General features: G+C 70.5%; 18 protein-coding genes. 11 read left to right on the forward strand and 7 right to left on the reverse strand.

Annotation, left to right across the window (positions count from 1 at the left end; translation table 11 throughout):
• The first annotated feature begins 1 nt into the window (after nucleotide 1).
• On the forward strand, nucleotides 2-349 hold the full coding sequence (gene trxA, locus O9280_RS07885) for a thioredoxin (RefSeq protein WP_298340922.1): 348 nt from the start codon (nucleotides 2-4) through the stop codon (nucleotides 347-349).
• Nucleotides 350-407: 58 nt separating this feature from the next.
• Complete coding sequence (locus tag O9280_RS07890) at nucleotides 408-896, forward strand: YHS domain-containing (seleno)protein (protein ID WP_298340924.1); 489 nt, start codon at nucleotides 408-410, stop codon at nucleotides 894-896.
• Between the two features lie 33 nt (nucleotides 897-929).
• On the opposite strand, the gene O9280_RS07895 is transcribed toward O9280_RS07890, so the two are convergent.
• Entirely contained in the window at nucleotides 930-1844 is a 915-nt protein-coding gene (locus O9280_RS07895) for a rhodanese-like domain-containing protein (protein ID WP_298340926.1), read from the reverse strand.
• Here O9280_RS07895 and O9280_RS07900 point away from each other — a divergent pair.
• A complete protein-coding gene (locus O9280_RS07900) occupies nucleotides 1843-2253 on the forward strand; it encodes a hypothetical protein (protein ID WP_298340928.1) in 411 nt (136 codons plus the stop codon). The two genes, O9280_RS07895 and O9280_RS07900, sit on opposite strands and share 2 nt — an antisense overlap.
• Here the strand turns inward: O9280_RS07900 and O9280_RS07905 are convergent.
• Genes O9280_RS07905 through O9280_RS07930 form a run of 6 tightly spaced genes read right to left on the reverse strand, consistent with a single transcriptional unit; the run spans nucleotide 2195 to nucleotide 7465 of the window.
• Nucleotides 2195-3520 carry a hypothetical protein gene (locus O9280_RS07905; protein ID WP_298340930.1) on the reverse strand — a complete coding sequence of 442 codons (1326 nt, stop codon included), beginning with the start codon at nucleotides 3518-3520 and terminating at the stop codon, nucleotides 2195-2197. The two genes, O9280_RS07900 and O9280_RS07905, sit on opposite strands and share 59 nt — an antisense overlap.
• Before the next feature lie 37 nt (nucleotides 3521-3557).
• The gene (locus tag O9280_RS07910) at nucleotides 3558-4325 is read right to left on the reverse strand and encodes a glycosyltransferase family 2 protein (RefSeq protein WP_298340932.1); all 768 of its coding nucleotides are present in this window, start codon (nucleotides 4323-4325) and stop codon (nucleotides 3558-3560) included.
• Between the two features lie 4 nt (nucleotides 4326-4329).
• Nucleotides 4330-5169, reverse strand: a complete 840-nt coding sequence (locus O9280_RS07915) for a transporter (RefSeq protein WP_298340934.1) — start codon at nucleotides 5167-5169, stop codon at nucleotides 4330-4332.
• Between the two features lie 11 nt (nucleotides 5170-5180).
• Nucleotides 5181-5480 (reverse strand): hypothetical protein, encoded by a 300-nt coding sequence (locus O9280_RS07920; protein ID WP_298340936.1) that lies wholly within the window; start codon nucleotides 5478-5480, stop codon nucleotides 5181-5183.
• Complete coding sequence (locus tag O9280_RS07925; RefSeq protein WP_298340938.1) at nucleotides 5477-6625, reverse strand: hypothetical protein; 1149 nt, start codon at nucleotides 6623-6625, stop codon at nucleotides 5477-5479. The genes O9280_RS07920 and O9280_RS07925 overlap by 4 nt, the downstream gene beginning before the upstream one ends.
• Nucleotides 6626-6628: 3 nt before the next feature.
• Nucleotides 6629-7465, reverse strand: coding sequence for a DUF547 domain-containing protein (locus O9280_RS07930; RefSeq protein ID WP_298340940.1), 837 nt, complete (start codon nucleotides 7463-7465; stop codon nucleotides 6629-6631).
• 77 nt (nucleotides 7466-7542) lie between these two features.
• Between O9280_RS07930 and O9280_RS07935 the strand changes: the two genes are divergently transcribed.
• From O9280_RS07935 to arsS, 8 genes are all read left to right on the forward strand, one after another.
• A complete protein-coding gene (locus O9280_RS07935) occupies nucleotides 7543-8430 on the forward strand; it encodes an AraC family transcriptional regulator (RefSeq protein WP_298340942.1) in 888 nt (295 codons plus the stop codon).
• Nucleotides 8431-8536: 106 nt separating this feature from the next.
• The gene (locus O9280_RS07940) at nucleotides 8537-10690 is read left to right on the forward strand and encodes a bifunctional TVP38/TMEM64 family protein/FAD-dependent oxidoreductase (RefSeq protein WP_298340944.1); all 2154 of its coding nucleotides are present in this window, start codon (nucleotides 8537-8539) and stop codon (nucleotides 10688-10690) included.
• A 27-nt stretch (nucleotides 10691-10717) separates the two neighbouring features.
• Nucleotides 10718-11734 carry an inorganic phosphate transporter gene (locus tag O9280_RS07945; RefSeq protein WP_298340946.1) on the forward strand — a complete coding sequence of 339 codons (1017 nt, stop codon included), beginning with the start codon at nucleotides 10718-10720 and terminating at the stop codon, nucleotides 11732-11734.
• A gap of 19 nt (nucleotides 11735-11753) precedes the next feature.
• Nucleotides 11754-12797, forward strand: coding sequence for a methyltransferase domain-containing protein (locus O9280_RS07950; RefSeq protein ID WP_298340948.1), 1044 nt, complete (start codon nucleotides 11754-11756; stop codon nucleotides 12795-12797).
• 23 nt (nucleotides 12798-12820) lie between these two features.
• On the forward strand, nucleotides 12821-13483 hold the full coding sequence (locus O9280_RS07955; RefSeq protein ID WP_298340950.1) for a glycosyl transferase family 2: 663 nt from the start codon (nucleotides 12821-12823) through the stop codon (nucleotides 13481-13483).
• Entirely contained in the window at nucleotides 13480-14184 is a 705-nt protein-coding gene (locus O9280_RS07960) for a DUF2064 domain-containing protein (RefSeq protein ID WP_298340952.1), read from the forward strand. The genes O9280_RS07955 and O9280_RS07960 overlap by 4 nt, the downstream gene beginning before the upstream one ends.
• On the forward strand, nucleotides 14181-14996 hold the full coding sequence (locus O9280_RS07965; protein ID WP_298340954.1) for a sterol desaturase family protein: 816 nt from the start codon (nucleotides 14181-14183) through the stop codon (nucleotides 14994-14996). The genes O9280_RS07960 and O9280_RS07965 overlap by 4 nt, the downstream gene beginning before the upstream one ends.
• A complete protein-coding gene (gene arsS, locus O9280_RS07970) occupies nucleotides 14989-15945 on the forward strand; it encodes an arsenosugar biosynthesis radical SAM (seleno)protein ArsS (RefSeq protein WP_298340956.1) in 957 nt (318 codons plus the stop codon). The genes O9280_RS07965 and arsS overlap by 8 nt, the downstream gene beginning before the upstream one ends.
• Nucleotides 15946-15989 lie beyond the last annotated feature (44 nt).

Below are 15989 nucleotides of genomic sequence, written 5' to 3' on the forward strand. Positions count from 1 at the left end.
CATGGGCGCGATCCGACACCTCGACGATCGCGACCTGCCCGCGGCCTTGGCGGAAAGCCGAGGCCCGGTGCTGGTCGACTTCCATGCCACGTGGTGCGGCCCCTGCCGCTCGCTGGCGCCCAGCCTCGACGCGCTGGCCAGCGAAACCGGCGAGCAGCTCGCGGTGATCAAGGTCGATATCGACCAAGCGCCTGCCGCTGCGAACGCCTTCGGCGTCCGAAGCGTGCCGACCCTCGTGCTGCTCGACGGCGGGTCGGTACGCGATGTACGCGTCGGCCTGCAGTCGCTGGCCCAGCTGCGCAGTTGGGTCGGCTGCGTGCTGCCGCCGTCCGCGATGGCCCGCGCCTGAGTCACCTTCTGACGAATCCACTGCTTTCCCTTCGCAACGAACCCAAGGAACACGAACGATGAACCGCTTCCTCAAGACCTCCCTGCTCGCCACTGCGCTGGCCCTCGGCGCCGGCTTCGCCGCCGCCCCGGCTTTCGCCTACGACGAAGCATCCCCGGCCGCCATCAATGTCGATGCGGGCGTGATCCTGCATGGCCATGACGCCGTGGCCTATCAGACCGAGAACCGCCCGGTGAAGGGCAACGCCGCCTTCAGCGCCACGCATGAGGGCGCGACGTACCACTTCGTCAGCGCCGCCAATCGCGATGCGTTCCTCGCCGACCCGGCGCGCTACGCTCCGGCCTATGGTGGCTTCTGCGCCATGGGTGCCGCGCTCGAGAAAAAGCTCGACATCGATCCGACGCAGTTCAAGGTCGTCGACGGCCGCCTGTACCTCAACGTCAATGCCGACGTGTTCACGGCTTGGGAGAAAGACATCCCGACCAACATCAAGAACGCGAACCAGAATTGGCCGGGCATCAAGGACACGGCGCCGAACGCGCTCTGATCCGCACACGTCCTGAAACCGGCGCGGCGTCCGTCACTCGAGTGGCAGCGCCGCGTCGGCGGCCCACTCCCACATCGAACCGTCGTAGTTGCGGGCGTCGATGCCGTGCTCGCGCAGCAGCTCGGTGACGAAGGCCGAGCGCACGCCGCCGGTGCAGTAGACGATGGCGGGCTGGCCCCCGGGTACGCCCGCCTCGTTCATTCGCGAACGCAGCGCCTCGCCGCGCAGCACGCTGCCGTCGGCATCGGAGAGGGTGCGCCAGTCCAGATGCACGGCGCGCGGCAAATGCCCACCGCGCGCTTCGCCGTAGGGCGTCGCGCCGTCGAATTCATCGCGGGCGCGCACGTCGATGAGAGTGATGTTCGGGTCGGCGAGCGCCCGTCGCACGTCAGCTTTCGTCGCCCGCGCGTGGAACTGCGGCCGCGCGGTGAACCCGCCCGAGCGTGCGGCGAAGTCCGGCCCGACCGACCATGCGTGCCCGGCCTCGCGCCAGGCAGCGCAGCCGCCGTCGAGCAAGTGCACTTTGTTCTTGCCGAGCACGTCGAGCGTCCACGCCACCCGCGCTTCTTCGCCCCAGCGCTGGCCGCCGTCGCCGCAGACCAGCACGGGCCGCGCGTCGTCGACGCCCGCTTCGGCGAAACGCCGTGCGAGGGCGTCGAGATCGGTGGGAAGACGCCCACCGGTCGCCGCGCCCTCCCGCGTGTCGTACCAGTCGAAGCGCGCGGCGCCGTCGATGTGGCCGCGGGCGAAGGCGATGAGGCCGCGGGTGTCGAGCACGGTCGCGGCGTTCTCCTCCACCAGAACGCGGGCGGTTTCGACGTCGACAAAACGCGAGGGCGCTGCGGCCGCATCGACCGCCACGGCAAGCGCGAGCACGCAGCCCGCGAACGCGAGCGCGTATGCTCGATCGCGGGCCGCTGGGGTCCTACACGCTTCGGGGTTGGGCATGCGCATCGTCAAGTGGTTCATCGCCGGCTTCATCGCCACGCTCATCTTCCACCAGGGCCTGCTCGGCCTGCTGTACCTGGCCGGCATCAGCCCGCGCGCGCCGTTCAATCTGGCGGCCACGTCACCGCTGGGCATCCCGGAAGTGCTGTCGCTGGCGTTCTGGGGCGGCGTGTGGGCCGTCGCGCTGGCGCCGCTGCTGGCAAAGCTCACCGCCTCGCGCTGGGGGCTGGGCTGGATGGTCGCCGGTGCCATCGGCCCGAGCGCGGTCGCACTGTTCATCGTTTTCCCGCTCAAGGGCATGCCGATGGCCGGCGGCTGGGACCCGAAGCTGATCATCGGCGCGCTGCTGCTCAACGGCGCGTGGGGTCTGGGCTGCGCGGTGGCGCTGCGGCTGATGCGCTCGCGCTGACGCGCGCGCCCGCGGCCCACGACAGCGCGAGGCCGACCGCCACCAGCGCCCACTGCGCCGCGAGGGCCCACGGCGCGATGGCGAAGGCGGCCATGTCGTCGCGTGCGAGGTTCAAGCCGGTGGCGTAGCTGAAAAGCACGCCGAGCGCGGCCCACCACGGCCACGCGTGGCGAGTGAGCGCGGCGAACGGCAGGAACCACAGCAGGTACCACGGGTTGATCACCGGCGAGACGATCAGCAGCAGGCCGAACACCGGCACCCAGCTCTCCGGCGCGCCGTCGCCGACGCGCCGATAGATCCAAAGCATCAGCGCGGTGGCGAGCACGGCCATGCACAGCTTCGCTGCGGGCCAGCCGAGCAGCGGCGCGACCAGCGCAACGAGGCCCGGATTGAACTGCCAATACTCGGCGAACACGCGCAGGCCGGCGAGGTCGCTGCCGCCGTCGCTGCCCACGAGGAAGGGTGCGTACATCGCCGCCAGCAGCGCGGTCACGGCCAGCAAGCCGCGCCACTGCCGCACCAGCAGCCACGCGCCGAGCGCGGGCAGCGCGCTGGATTTCACCGCCAGCGCCACCGCGTAGGCCGCCGCGCTCGCCCACGGCGACGCCACCGCGCGCCACTGCCAGGCCAGCAGCAGCGCCAGCGCGACGAGCGCATCCGGGTGGCCGGTGAGCGCGACTTCCTTGAAGACCAGCGGCTGCGCCACGTACAGCAGCACGCGCGCCGGCCGCGCGTCGGCGAGCAGGCGCCACACGAGCAGCAGGTGCAGGGCCGCAACCAGCAGGCGCAGCGGAAGCTCATTCGCGCCGCCAAGCACATGGGCGGCAAAGAACAGCGCCTGCAGCGCCGGGCCGTAGATGGTCGGCACGTCTGCGTGGTTCACCGAGCTCAAGACCGCGGCCATCTGCGGCGGCAGCGTCGCGTCGCCGTAGAACGCCGCAGGCGCCACGCCGTACGGCGAGCCCGACACCGCGGTGCGGTAGCCGTCCCACAGGTAGCGGAAATGGTCGTCCTCGTAGAGCGGCAGGCCGAACGCCCCGAGCGCGTGCGCGGCCAGCGCGAACAGCATCACCGCCGGGGCCGACCACGCGACGCAGCGCGACAGCGCCCACGCAGCCGTGCTTCCCACCATCACCAGCCCGAGAAACACGACCACGCTGCCGCTCAACGCGCCGCGCGACAGCGCCACCATCGCGACGGCGCTCAGCCACCACGCCAGCAGCGCCGCGGTGGGCGCGACGCGAGCGATCAAAGACCGGTGGTCCATCGGTCGTCCCGGCATCGTTCGACTCCGATGGGTGCGCTCATCCGCGCGGCAGCGCGCGCGGCGCTTTCACCGTCGTGAGCGTTGACCCCGCGCGGCGTTCCTCCCACCAGCAGCGCGCGACCATGCCGAGGATGCCGACGCCCGCGCCGATCACGCCGCGCACGGTGCCGCTGATTTTCGAACGCCCCAAGCGCACGCGCGTGTCCACCGCCACCTCGCGCACCGCCATCCGGCGCTGGGCGGCTTTCACCTGCATCTCAACCGTCCAGCCGAAGGCGACGTCGCGCATCGCCAGCCGGCGATACGCGTCCATGCGGATGGCGCGGAACGGCCCGAGGTCGGTGTAGCGCACGCCCCAGATTCCGCGGATCAAGGCCACCGCGAGACGATTGCCGAAACGCTGGGGCAGGGTCAGCGCGCCGGTTTCGGCGTGGCCCAACGTGCGCGAACCGATCACCAGATCGGCACCGGCCTCGATTTCAGCAATCAAGGCGCGCGCCTGGGCTTCCACCACCGAGCCGTCGGCATCCACAAACACCAGCACGTCGACCTCGCCGAGGGCCTGCACCGCGCGCTGGCAGGCGATGCCGTAGCCCGCCTGCTCCTCGCGCACGACGATGGCGCCGGCACGGCGCGCGAGTGCACCGGTGTCGTCGCTCGAGCCGTTGTCGCAGACCGCGATCGCCGAAAACAGCGGCCGTCCCGCGGCGTCACGGCAGCGGGCCAAGCCCTCGACCACGCCGGTGATGGCGAGTGCTTCGTCGCGGGCCGGCAGCACCGCCCCGATGCGCAGCGGTGCGTCCACCGGCTCAGTACCGGTAGCCGAGCTGCACCGACCAGAAGCGGCTCCTCGCCGTATTCCTGCCCTCGAACTTCGCGCCACCGCCTACCGACAGCGACCACGATTCCGCGAGCTGGAAGGCCAACCCAGCTTGGCCGAGGTCGTACTCCTCCTGCACCTCCGGGAAGCGCGCCGGGCTGAACCCCGGGCCGCCGATCTGCAGATCGCCATCGGAGCGCACCGACTGCAAACCCGCATAGCCCGACATGAAGTCCGTGAACGCATACGACGCCGAGAGGTCGGCGAACCACTCGTCCGGGATGTCGTTGCCGCGCGCGCGATAGCCCGCGCCACCGGCGATGGCGAAGCCGTTGTCGAAGCTGTAGCCGGCCAGGCCTTCGAGCTCGAAGCCGCTGCCGCCATCGCCAATCGCCGTGATCGCACCGGTCTCGTAGTCGCCCTCGATGATCGCCGCGACGCGCAGCGTCACCGCGGCGGGACCGTCGCGCCACGCCGCCCAACGCAGGCCGAGGCGGGTGTCGTTCAAGCCCGACAAACCGCCCTGCGGCGCGAGGCCGGGGTCGACGAGGAAATCGCTGCTGCCGTAGCTGGTTTGCAGGTCGAGCGTGAGGCGATCAGTGAGGCCGTACGACCACGACAGGGCCGTGGTATCGAGGTCGAGGTCGGTGGGCAGGTCGAGCTCGGTGTCACCGGCGTAGAAACGGTCGGCGGTCTGGCTGCCGACGCCGAGCGTGAGTTCGCCGGAGCCCTCGGGCAGCGTCCACGGGTTCGCGGCCTGTGCACCAACGGGCGCCATCACCAGCAGGGCGAGCGCGAGGCGGTTCAATCGGGGGGTATGGCGGATCATGGTCGGCCCCTTCACAGCGCGAAGCGCTGGTTGAGGAAGGCCTTGATGCGCCGGCGCTCGCCGCGCGACAGCTCGAACTCGCCGCCGTCGATGCGCATCACCAGCTGCTTCGCCGTCGCGGCGTCGGTGGCGCCGCCGGGCACGGGGCAATCGCTGCAGGCGAGCTTGCGCGTGTACTCGGCGCGGCCGCGCTCGTGGCTGTCCTGCGCCGGCGTCGCGCGCGGGATCGAGGGTTGGGACACCGTGCCGGAGGCGAGCACGGGGCCCGCAAACGCGGCGAGGACAAGGGGAAAAAAGAACAGTCGAGTCATGGCGCAACACTCCTGGAGAAGGCCGGTTCGGCCGAGGGGGTGGGGATCGGGTTCGCGTGATGGCGATCCGAGGTGAAGCGATAGAACAGCGGCTTCGCCGCGAAGCCGTGCTCGTCGACGACGTGGCGGAACAGGTGCGTGTCCAGCAGCTGCTGTCCCAGTGCCTGCGCACCGGCCGCGCTCAGGCCGTAGAAGCGCATCAGCCACGCATGCGCCTCGCTGCCGAGGAATACCGCCGGGTAGGCCTGCGCACGCCACAGGCGATCGCGCACGTCAAAACCGCCGTTCCGGCACTCCTTCGCCACCAGGTCGAGCTCGATCGCGTCGAGCTCGGGGTGCTCGGCGGTGAAGCGGTAGAACTTGCCCTCGTCGAGAAAGCCGTGGTCGAGCGCCACGTGCTCGAACGCGCCGTGCCGTCGCAGCAGTTCGCCCACGTCGACCGCCTGCGCGCGGCTGACGCCGAGCTGCGCGGCCAGCCAAGCCACGGCTTCGTCGCCGCGGAAGCACTGCGGGTAGGTCTTCAAGCGGTAGGTGCGGTCGGCGATGTCGACGCCGCCGCGCGATTGCATGTGGCGCGCCAGCGAGCGCGGCTCGATGCCCGACTGTTCGAGGTGACGCCAGATGGCGTGCACCGCCGCGCTGCCGCGCGCATCGACGCGCGCATCGGCCCGGAATTCCGCGGGTGCCAGCGTGCGCAGCATGTCCTGCGCGCGTTCGACGTCGAGCACCTGAAGGCCACACGCGGTGAGCAGGGCCTGGATCGGCTCGAGGCCCGCGTGCAGGCGCTGCACCGAGATCGCTCCCATCAGGTCGTGGGCGCCGTGCTTCCGCGCCCACTGCCGCAGGCGGAAGCCGGGCTGGAGCTGGCCGGCGTCGGTGAGCAGCACCACCGCCGAAGGCAGGCGCGCACGCAGCGCGGTCGCGAAGGTTGGCCACCACAGGCCGTCCTCGGCCAGCCGCCCGAAATCGGCGATCAGCACCAGCCGGCCACGCAGGCCGGGGGCCAGCTGGTCGAGCTGCGTCAGCACCGAAGCGTCGCCGCGCAGGCGCCGCACGCCGAACGGACCGGCGCGCAGCACGCTGCTGAGCACGTGCTCCTGCGCAGCGTCGCGCTGCGCGATGACGACGGTGGCGTCGATCGACATGGGTCACTCCACGCCGTTGAGGCGCCAGTCGTAGTCGGTGTAGTCGAGGTCGACATCGCCTTCGCGGAGCGCCTTCGCCACCCGCGCGTCGAGGCCGAGGTCGGCGACGTACAGCACAAGGAAGGCCTCGACCGAATCAGCGCCGAGGAAGCCCTTCTCGAAGTCGCCGCTGTACCAGTCGAAGATCGACGAGACTTCGAGCACTTCGTCGTCGGCGTTCCAGCGGTTGCGGCTGCGGTCGCGCAGGAATCGCCGGGTCTGGTCCTGCAGCTGGGCCTCGAGCTTTGCGGCGGTGAACGCCTCGGGCCGCAGCGCCGGGCAGCCGATCGAGGCGCAGTTCACCGCGAAGTGGATGCGCGGCTCGTCGAAATCGGGCGCGCCGCGCAGCAGGCCGTGCTCGATGTCGTCGAGGCTGCGGGTCTGGCCCAGCAGTGGAAACGCCGCTTTTTTCCACGGCGACTGCAGCAGGCTGCCGAGGTCCTTGATCGACTCGAGGTCGGCCGGCGCGTCGGTAATCAGGGCCACGGTGTAGGCGTTGTAGGCGTTGATCAGGAAGGCGTAACGCTCGCGCTTGTTCCAGCGCGCATACGTGGCTTCCGGCACGCGGGCCAGCGACGCGGTGTAGCGCTGCAGCGCCGCGCGGTCGCGACGGAAGCCGGCGTAGTCGACCACCGTGCCCACGCCCGCCGGGCCCGCCGGCACCCAGCGCACGTGCTTGGCAAGCAGGGCCGTCCACGGCGCGTGGTCGACGGTGGCGGCGGGTGTAACCGCGGGCTGCCCGAGTGCGAACGGGGCAAAGACGGCGGCAACCACCGCCAGCAGGATCACACGCAAGGTCATGGACGAGGCCTCGACGGACGAGGCGCTCAGGTTCCGCCCCTCGCCCCCCGTGAACGCACACCGGAAGTCCAGCACCCATGTCCGAAAGTCCGCCGATCGACTTGCTCTCCGACCTGCTCGGGGCCTACCAGCTCTCCGCCAAGGTGTTCGCCCAACCGCTGGTCTGCGGCGGCTGGCGCATCGACACCAATGGCGTGGCCACCACGCAGTTCCACCTGCTGGTGCGCGGCACTTGCTTCCTCCAGATGGCCCACCTGCCGCGCCCGCTGCCGATGCGGCCCGGTGATCTGGTGATGGTGCCGAACGGCGACTGGCACATCCTCAGCGCCGACCCGCTGGCCGCGGCCGACGCGCATCCCGCCAGCGGCGCCAATGCCGCCCTGCTCTGCGGTGCGCTGTCGGTGCCCGAGGCCGGGCGCAAGGCGCTCTTCAGCCTGCTGCCGCCGGCGCTGATCGTGCGCGCCAGCGAAGCCAACGAGCGCTTCAGCCATCTGGTGCGGCTGATCGTCGACGAAGCCAACGCCGCCGAAGCCGGCTCGCGCCTGCTGCTCGACGGCCTGTCGAACGTGCTGGTGACGATGACCCTGCGCGAGCACTTCCGCCACGCCCCCGTCACCGAGACCCGCGGCGTGCTGGCCGCGGCGCACGACAAGCGCCTGGGTGCGCTGATCTCGGCCCTCCATCGCGAGCCGGGGCGCGCATGGAGCGTTGAATCAATGCTCGAGCTCGCGCCGGTGTCGCGCAGCGCGCTGATGGAGCGATTCAGGCAGCTGGTAGGCGACAGCCCGATGGGCTACGTGATGCAACTGCGGATGATCCGCGCGCAGCAGCTGCTGGCCGACCCGGCCGTCGCGCGCACGGCCGTGCCTGGGCTGGTGGGCTACCGGAACGAAGCGGCCTTCCGCCGCGCGCTGCGACGCTTTGCCGACGGGTCGGACGCGACCGCCGTGGACGATCGGTGCTGAATTGCGGACGGCGCGTGGTGCATGATCAGGGCCCTGATGCGGACAGTGACGACTGTGCGGGTCGCCGCGTGACGCTCGCCCGCCTCCCCTTTCGAAAGGCCCCTGCATGACCGCGCCTGCCCACCGCCGCCCGCTGATCGCCCTCGCCGTCGTCGCCCTGATCGTCCTCGGCGTTTGGTGGAGTGGCGCGCACCAGTTCCTCACCCTCGATGCCCTGAAGACGCAGTCCGACGCGCTGGGCGCGGCGGTGGCCGCGAACCCGTGGCAGGCGGCGGGGCTGTTCTTTTTGGCCTACGTACTGGTGGCCGCGCTGTCGATCCCCGGTGCGGCAGTCATGACGCTGGCGTCCGGCGCACTGTTCGGGCTGATCGAAGGCACCGTGCTGGTGTCCTTCGCGAGTTCGATCGGCGCGACGCTGGCCTTCCTCGTCGCGCGTTTCGGCTTCCGCGACGCGCTGCGGGCGCGCTTTGGCGAGCGGCTGCGCGACATCGACGCCGGCATCGCCCGCGACGGTGCCTTCTACCTGCTCACCCTGCGCCTCGTGCCGGCCTTCCCGTTCTTTTTGGTGAACCTGCTTTCGGGCCTCACCTCGCTGCCCACGCGCACGTTCTACTGGGTGAGCCAACTCGGCATGCTTCCGGCGACCATCGTCTACGTGCTCGCGGGCACTCAGCTGGCCCAGATCCGCTCGCTCGGCGACGTCCTCTCGCCCGGCCTGCTGGGCGCACTGGTGGCGCTCGGTGCGCTGCCGCTGCTGCTGAAGGCGGTTCTGGGCTGGCTCAAAGCCCGCCGCGTCTACGCCGGCCACCGCAAGCCGAAATCCTTCGACTACAACCTGATCGCCATCGGCGCCGGTTCGGCCGGGCTCGTCACCACCTACATCGGTGCGGCGGTGAAGGCCAAGGTCGCGCTGATCGAAAAGCACAAGATGGGTGGAGACTGCCTCAACACCGGCTGCGTGCCATCGAAGGCGCTGATCCGCTCGGCGCGGCTGCTGGCCGAAGCGCGCGAGGCCGAGAAGTACGGGCTGAACTCGCTCACCGCCGACTTCGATTTCGCCAAGGTGATGGAGCGCGTGCAGCGCGTGGTTTCCAAGGTGGAACCGCACGATTCCGTCGAACGCTACACCGGCTTGGGCGTGGACGTGATCGAAGGCGAGGCCAAGCTCGTCAGCCCGTGGGAAGTGGAAGTCAACGGCCGACGCATCAGCGCCCGCAGCATCGTCATCGCCACGGGCGCACGGCCGCTGGTGCCGAAACTCCTCGGCCTCGACGGCATCGAGGCGCTGACCAGCGACAGCGTCTGGTCCTTGCACGAACTGCCGAAGCGCCTGCTGGTGCTGGGCGGTGGGCCGATCGGCTGCGAGCTGGCGCAAAGCTTCGCCCGCTTTGGGGCGGCGGTGAGCGTGGTCGAGATGGCGCCGACCTTGCTGCCGCGCGAGGACGCCGAGGTCGGCGCGCTGTTGGCCGAGCGCCTCGCGCACGAGGGCCTTCACGTCGCCACCGGCCACAAAGCCCTGCGCATCGAGCCCGCGGCCGACGGCAAGGGCGGCGTGCTGGTGGCCGAAGCCGACGGTGCCGAAGTGCGCCTCGCCTTCGACCGCCTGCTGTTGGCCCTGGGCCGCGCGCCGAACACGCAGGGCTTCGGCCTGCAAGACCTCGGCGTGGAACTCGGCCCCCGCGGCCACGTCGCCGTCGATGGCCTGATGCGCACCAATTTCCCGAACATTCTCGTGGCCGGCGACGTCGCCGGGCCCTACCAGTTCACCCACATGGCGGCGCACCAGGCCTGGTACGCCGCGGTCAATGGCCTGCTCGCGCCGTTCTGGTCGTTCAAGGTCGACTACCGCGTGGCGCCCTGGGTCACGTTTACCGACCCGGAAGTGGCGCGCGTCGGACTGTCGGAAGATGAGGCGAAGGCGCAGGGCATCGCCGTCGAGGTGACGCGCTACGGCATCGACGATCTCGACCGCGCCATCGCCGACAGCCACGACGAGGGCTTCGTCAAGGTGCTCACGCCGCCCGGCAGCGACCGCATCCTCGGCGCCTGCATCGTTGGCGCGCATGCCGGCGAACTGCTGCCGGAGTTCGTGCTGGCGATGAAGCACGGCCTCGGCTTGAACAAGCTGCTTGGCACCATCCACGCCTACCCGACGATGAACGAGGCCAACAAGTACGCCGCCGGCGTGTGGAAGCGGGCGAATGCCCCGCAGGGCGCGCTGCGCTGGGCCGAGCGCTTCTTCGCGTGGCGACGCGGCTGATCCCTCACGGCAACGACCTAGACTTGCATGACCCTGACGATCCTGCTTCTTCTCACGACCCTCGCGCTCGCCGCCATCAATGGCGCCAACGACAACAGCAAGGGCGCTGCAACACTCATCGGGTCGGGGCTGATGTCCACGCGGGGCGCCATCTGGATGGCCACCCTCGCGACGGCGGCCGGCGGGCTGGCCTCGATCCTCCTCGCGCAGGGCCTGCTCGCTGCTTTCAGCGGGAAAGGCATTGTGCCGGATTCGCTTACCGTGTCTGTCCCCTTCCTGATCGCGGTGGCCGGCGCGGCCACGGCGACAGTCGGCCTCGCCACGATGGCGAGCCTGCCCATCTCCACGACCCATGCCCTGTTCGGCGGCCTGTTCGGCGCGGGGCTCGTCCACGACGCGGGCGGTGTCCAGTTCGCGAAGGCCGCGGCGATCATCGTCGTTCCGCTTCTGCTCTCGCCCTTGATGGCCGCCGTTCTCGCCCTCGTCGTCGCCCCCCTGCTTCGCCGTACGGCCCATGCACCCGCTGCATCGCGCGTCGACCGAAGCGATGGCCCCATCGAATCGCTGGCGACTCCCCCGCTGCGCTCCTTGCGCGGCATTGACCTGTTGCACGTTCTCAGTGCCGCCGTCGTGGGCTTCGCCCGGGGCCTGAACGACACACCGAAAATCGCCGCTTTGCTCGTCGCCGCGGGCTTGGGCGGCGTCGCCGGCGCTTCGAGCAGTGTCGTCATCGCGATGGCCATCGGCGGCTGGTTGGGCGCGCATCGGGTCGCGAAAACGCTGGCCTGGCGCGTCACCGCGATGGATCCGCGCGAGGGCCTTGCCGGGAACCTGGTGACCTCGACCTTGGTGATCGCCGCTTCGCGCTTTGGCCTTCCGGTTTCGACGACGCATGTCAGCACCGGCGCCCTCTTCGGCATCGGGCTGTCGAACGGAAAAGCGAACTTCCGCATCATCGCGATGATTCTCCTTGCGTGGGGGGTAACCTTGCCCACATCGGCCATGATCGCCGCGCTCCTTCACTTCCTCCTTCCCTCCGTTTGACCGGGACACCATGAACACGATGTCCGAACCTGCCCACGCCGACGTCCGCACGTATTACGGCGAGGTGCTGCAATCGAGCGCCGACCTCAAGACCGGCGCCTGCTGCCCCGCCGAGGCCATGCCTCTCGCCCTGCGCCGGATGCTTGGCGACATCCACCCCGAAATCCTCGCGCGCTTCTACGGCTGCGGCTCGCCGCTGCCGCCGGCGCTCGAGGGCCGCACCGTGCTCGACCTCGGCTGCGGCACCGGGCGTGATGCCTACCTGCTCTCGCGCCTCGTCGGCCCGACGGGACGCGTCGTCGGCGTCGACATGACGCCGGAACAGCTCGCTGTGGCTAACCGCCATCGCGATTGGCACGCCGAGCGCTACGGCTTTGCGGCGAGCAACGTCGATTTCCATGAAGGCCTGATCGAAGACCTCGGTGCCATCGGCATCGCCGACGCCAGCATCGACGTGGTGGTGTCGAACTGCGTGCTGAACCTCGCGCCCGACAAGGCGCGTGTGTTCGCCGAAATCTTCCGCGTGCTCAAGCCCGGGGGCGAGCTGTACTTCTCCGACGTGTTCGCCGACCGCCGCATCCCGGAGGCGCTGCGACGCGACCCCGTGCTGTTGGGCGAGTGCCTCGGCGGCGCCCTGTACACCGAGGACTTCCGCCGCCTGATGCAGCAGGTGGGCTGCGCCGACGCCCGCACCGTCAGCCGCGCGCCGATCCCTCTGCTCGACCCGGCCATCGAGGCCGCCATCGGCTTCGTGAATTTCGAATCGATCACGGTGCGGGCGTTCAAGCTCGCGCTGGAAGACCGTTGCGAGGACTTCGGCCAGGTCGCGACGTATCGCGGCACGATGCCCGATGCGCCGCACGCCTTCGTGCTCGACGACCACCACACCTTCGAGACCGGCCGTCCGCTGCGCGTCTGCGGTAACACCTTCGACATGCTGGCGGCCACGCGCTTCGCGCCGCACTTCGAATTGAGTGGCAACAAGGACCGCCACTTCGGCCTCTTCGACTGCGCCCCGGCCTCGCCCACCGCCGCGCCGAAGGCTGCCGGCGCCTGCTGCTGACGTCTCCGCCCGTGGAGGCTCCCGTGCTCAGCATCGTCATCCCGGCCGGCCCCGGCGACCGCGACTGGGCGGCGTTGCTGGACGACCTGCCGTTGGGCGACGACATCGAGCGCGTGCTGGTGCTGGCCGAAGGTGACGCGCTCCGGGGCACTCCGCCGAGTACGCGCGCGCTCACCGCTCCGACCGGCCGGGCGCGGCAGATCAATGCCGGGCTGGCGGCGGCCCACGGCGCGACGGTGTGGGTGCTGCATGCCGATTCCCGCGTCGATGCGGAAACGCTCGCCGCCGCACGGCAGGCCGCGGCGGGCTTCGCGCGCGGCGACGCCCCAGCGCTGTGCTGGTTCGACCTCGCATTCCACAACGGCCCGGCGGCGATGGCGATCAACGCCTTCGGCGCCAACCTCCGCAGCCGCTGGTTCGGCATGCCGTTCGGCGACCAAGGCTTCCTGGCACCGCGAACCGTGTTCGAATCACTCGGCGGTTTCGATCCGTCGGTCGGCCGCGGTGAAGACCATGCCTTCGTCCATGCCGCGCGTCGCGCCGGTCTGCCGCTGCGACGCCTGCGCGGCCGGGTGGCAACCAGCGCACGGCGCTACGTCGATCACGGCTGGTGGCGGACGACGCGCGAGCACCTCGTGCTGACCTGGCGGCAACGTCGCGCCTTCGCGCGCGGGGCCACGGCATGAGCCCCGGTCTCGCGCTGTTCGTGAAGACACCGGGCCGCTCGCCGGTGAAGTCGCGGCTCTGGCCGGCCATCGGTCGCGAGGCGGCGGAAGCGCTCTACCTCGACTGCGCCACCGCCGTTGGCGAGACCGCGATCGCCCTGCAGCGCGACGGACGGCTCCACGCCTACTGGGCGGTGGCCGAAGCCGAGCGCGATGGGGACGCCGACGTTTCCAACGCACTCCACCCGTGGCAGGCCCTCCCGGTGGTCGCGCAGGGCGACGGTGGGCTCGGTGAGCGCATGGCCCATGTCTACGCCACGCTGCGCGCTCGCCATGGCGCCGCGCTGCTGATCGGTACCGACTTGCCGCAGCTGTCGTTACCGGCCCTGTCCGATGCCGTGGATGCCCTCGTCCACGCCAAGGCCGATCTCGTGCTCGGGCCGAGCGAGGACGGCGGCTTCTGGCTGGTGGGTGGTCGCGTCGATCTGCCGCTCGCCGCATGGACGGCGCCGCGCTACAGCACGCCCGACGCGCGCAGCGACTTCCTCGCCGCGCTCCCGCAGGGCCTGCGCGTCCACCGGCTCGACACCGCGCACGATCTCGATGAACCCGAGGACCTCGCCGCCGTCGCCGCGGCGCTGGCCGCCCTCCCGCGTCGCACCGAAGCGCAGGAACGCGTGTCGCGCCGCCTCGACGCCCTGCTGGCCACGATGGCGCGATGAACGCCGACCTGCTCCGCCTCGCCGCCGTGCTCGGCCTGCTGGCCCTGCTGCTGGCGCTGCAGTGGCGCTTCGGCTTCCGCCACGACATGCGTGGCCGCACGATGTTCGACAACCTGGTCGTCGCCGTGACGGGCAGCGGGCTGCTGCGCCTGCTGGTGCCGGTCGGCACGGTCGGCGCCGCGCTGTGGGCACAATCGCAGGGGCTGGGCTTGTTCCCAGCGATCGGCCTCGACGGCATCGGCGCGATCGCTGCGACCGTCGTGCTGATGGACCTCGCGATCTGGGCACAGCATGTCGCCTCGCACCGCTGGCCCTGGCTGTGGCGCCTGCACCGCGTGCACCACGTGGCCACGCGCTTCGAGGCCACGCTGGGCCTGCGTTTCCATCCCCTCGAAATCCTCGTCTCGCTGGGCTGGAAGCTGCTGCTGGTCGTGGCCCTCGGCCTTCCCGCTGCCGGCATCGCGCTGTACGAGACCCTGCTTGCGCTGGCCGCGCTGTGGACGCACGCCGACCTCGCCCTGCCGCCGCGCCTCGAACGCGCCGTCAGCGCGGTGCTGGTCACGCCCACGTGGCACCGCGTGCACCACTCGCCCGAGCGCGCCTGTACCGACAGCCACTACGGCAACCTGCTCGCTGTTTGGGACCGGCTCTTCCGCACCCGCCCGGCGATGCCGCCCAGCGACCAACGCGCCATGGCCATCGGCCTCAAGGGCTGGCGCAACGACGCCGACCAACGCTGGACCGCCCTGCTGCTGAACCCTTTCCGGCGCGCTCAGCGCCCCGCCCCCACCGAGACCACCCCGCATGCGTGACACCTGGCCCCTGCTGAAGGACATCCCGTTCCCGGCCCTCACCCGCGGCGCGTTCACAACGCTGCAGCTCAACCTCGGCTACCGCTGCAACCTGAGCTGCGTGCACTGCCACGTGGCCGCCGGCCCGCGTCGCACCGAAACGATGTCGAAGGCGACGATGGCCACCGCGCTCGCCGTCGCCGAGCGCTTCGGTGTGACCACGCTCGACCTCACCGGCGGCTCGCCCGAAATGAACCCCGAGTTCCGCTGGCTGGTCACCGAAGCCCGCGCGCGCGGGCTGCACGTGATGGACCGGCTGAACCCCACGATCATGGAAGAGCCGGGCTACGACTGGGTCGGCCCCTTCCTCGCCGAGCACCGCGTCGAGGCCGTGGCCTCCCTGCCCTGCTACAGCCAGGCCAACGTCGACGAACAGCGCGGCGACGGCGTGTTCGAAGCCTCCATCCGCGCCCTGCAGTCGCTCAACGCGCTGGGCTACGGCCAACCCGGCAGCGGCCTGATGCTCAACCTCGTCTACAACCCGAACGGCGCCTTCCTGCCGCCGCAGCAGGAAAAACTCGAGGCCGACTACAAGCGCCTGCTCCGCGACAACTTCGGCATCGTGTTCAACCACCTGTACGCGTTGGCCAACATGCCGATCCAGCGCTTCGGCTCGTGGCTGCAGTCGAAGGGCCAGTTCGAGGCCTACATGGGCACGCTCCGCGCCGCGCACCGCGACGACAACCTCGGAGCGGTGATGTGCCGTTCGCTCGTCAGCGTCGATTACAACGGCGAGCTGTTCGACTGCGACTTCAACCAGATGCTGAAGATGCCGCTAGGCGGCGGCAGCGCCCCGCGCCACCTCGATGAACTGCTGGCCGGGACCCTGCCCGAGCGCATCGCCGTCGCCGGGCACTGCTACGGCTGCACCGCCGGGCAGGGCTCGAGCTGCGGCGGCGCGCTGGCCTGAGGTCGTTCACCGGAAGGCTACGGGTCGGTCGGCGAGGACAGTGA

It is taken from the genome of Silanimonas sp. (assembly GCF_027531545.1).
GTDB lineage: Bacteria > Pseudomonadota > Gammaproteobacteria > Xanthomonadales > Xanthomonadaceae > Silanimonas.

Excerpts from the sequence above, each read along its gene's own strand:
- trxA (WP_298340922.1), top strand. The coding sequence starts at position 2 with ATGGGCGCGATCCGACACCTCGACGATCGCGACCTGCCCGCGGCCTTG.
- O9280_RS07890 (WP_298340924.1), top strand. The coding sequence starts at position 408 with ATGAACCGCTTCCTCAAGACCTCCCTGCTCGCCACTGCGCTGGCCCTC.
- O9280_RS07900 (WP_298340928.1), top strand. The coding sequence starts at position 1,843 with ATGCGCATCGTCAAGTGGTTCATCGCCGGCTTCATCGCCACGCTCATC.
- O9280_RS07895 (WP_298340926.1), bottom strand. The coding sequence starts at position 1,844 with ATGCCCAACCCCGAAGCGTGTAGGACCCCAGCGGCCCGCGATCGAGCA.
- O9280_RS07905 (WP_298340930.1), bottom strand. The coding sequence starts at position 3,520 with ATGGACCACCGGTCTTTGATCGCTCGCGTCGCGCCCACCGCGGCGCTG.
- O9280_RS07915 (WP_298340934.1), bottom strand. The coding sequence starts at position 5,169 with ATGATCCGCCATACCCCCCGATTGAACCGCCTCGCGCTCGCCCTGCTG.
- O9280_RS07920 (WP_298340936.1), bottom strand. The coding sequence starts at position 5,480 with ATGACTCGACTGTTCTTTTTTCCCCTTGTCCTCGCCGCGTTTGCGGGC.
- O9280_RS07925 (WP_298340938.1), bottom strand. The coding sequence starts at position 6,625 with ATGTCGATCGACGCCACCGTCGTCATCGCGCAGCGCGACGCTGCGCAG.
- O9280_RS07930 (WP_298340940.1), bottom strand. The coding sequence starts at position 7,465 with ATGACCTTGCGTGTGATCCTGCTGGCGGTGGTTGCCGCCGTCTTTGCC.
- O9280_RS07935 (WP_298340942.1), top strand. The coding sequence starts at position 7,543 with ATGTCCGAAAGTCCGCCGATCGACTTGCTCTCCGACCTGCTCGGGGCC.
- O9280_RS07940 (WP_298340944.1), top strand. The coding sequence starts at position 8,537 with ATGACCGCGCCTGCCCACCGCCGCCCGCTGATCGCCCTCGCCGTCGTC.
- O9280_RS07945 (WP_298340946.1), top strand. The coding sequence starts at position 10,718 with ATGACCCTGACGATCCTGCTTCTTCTCACGACCCTCGCGCTCGCCGCC.
- O9280_RS07950 (WP_298340948.1), top strand. The coding sequence starts at position 11,754 with ATGTCCGAACCTGCCCACGCCGACGTCCGCACGTATTACGGCGAGGTG.
- O9280_RS07960 (WP_298340952.1), top strand. The coding sequence starts at position 13,480 with ATGAGCCCCGGTCTCGCGCTGTTCGTGAAGACACCGGGCCGCTCGCCG.
- O9280_RS07965 (WP_298340954.1), top strand. The coding sequence starts at position 14,181 with ATGAACGCCGACCTGCTCCGCCTCGCCGCCGTGCTCGGCCTGCTGGCC.
- arsS (WP_298340956.1), top strand. The coding sequence starts at position 14,989 with ATGCGTGACACCTGGCCCCTGCTGAAGGACATCCCGTTCCCGGCCCTC.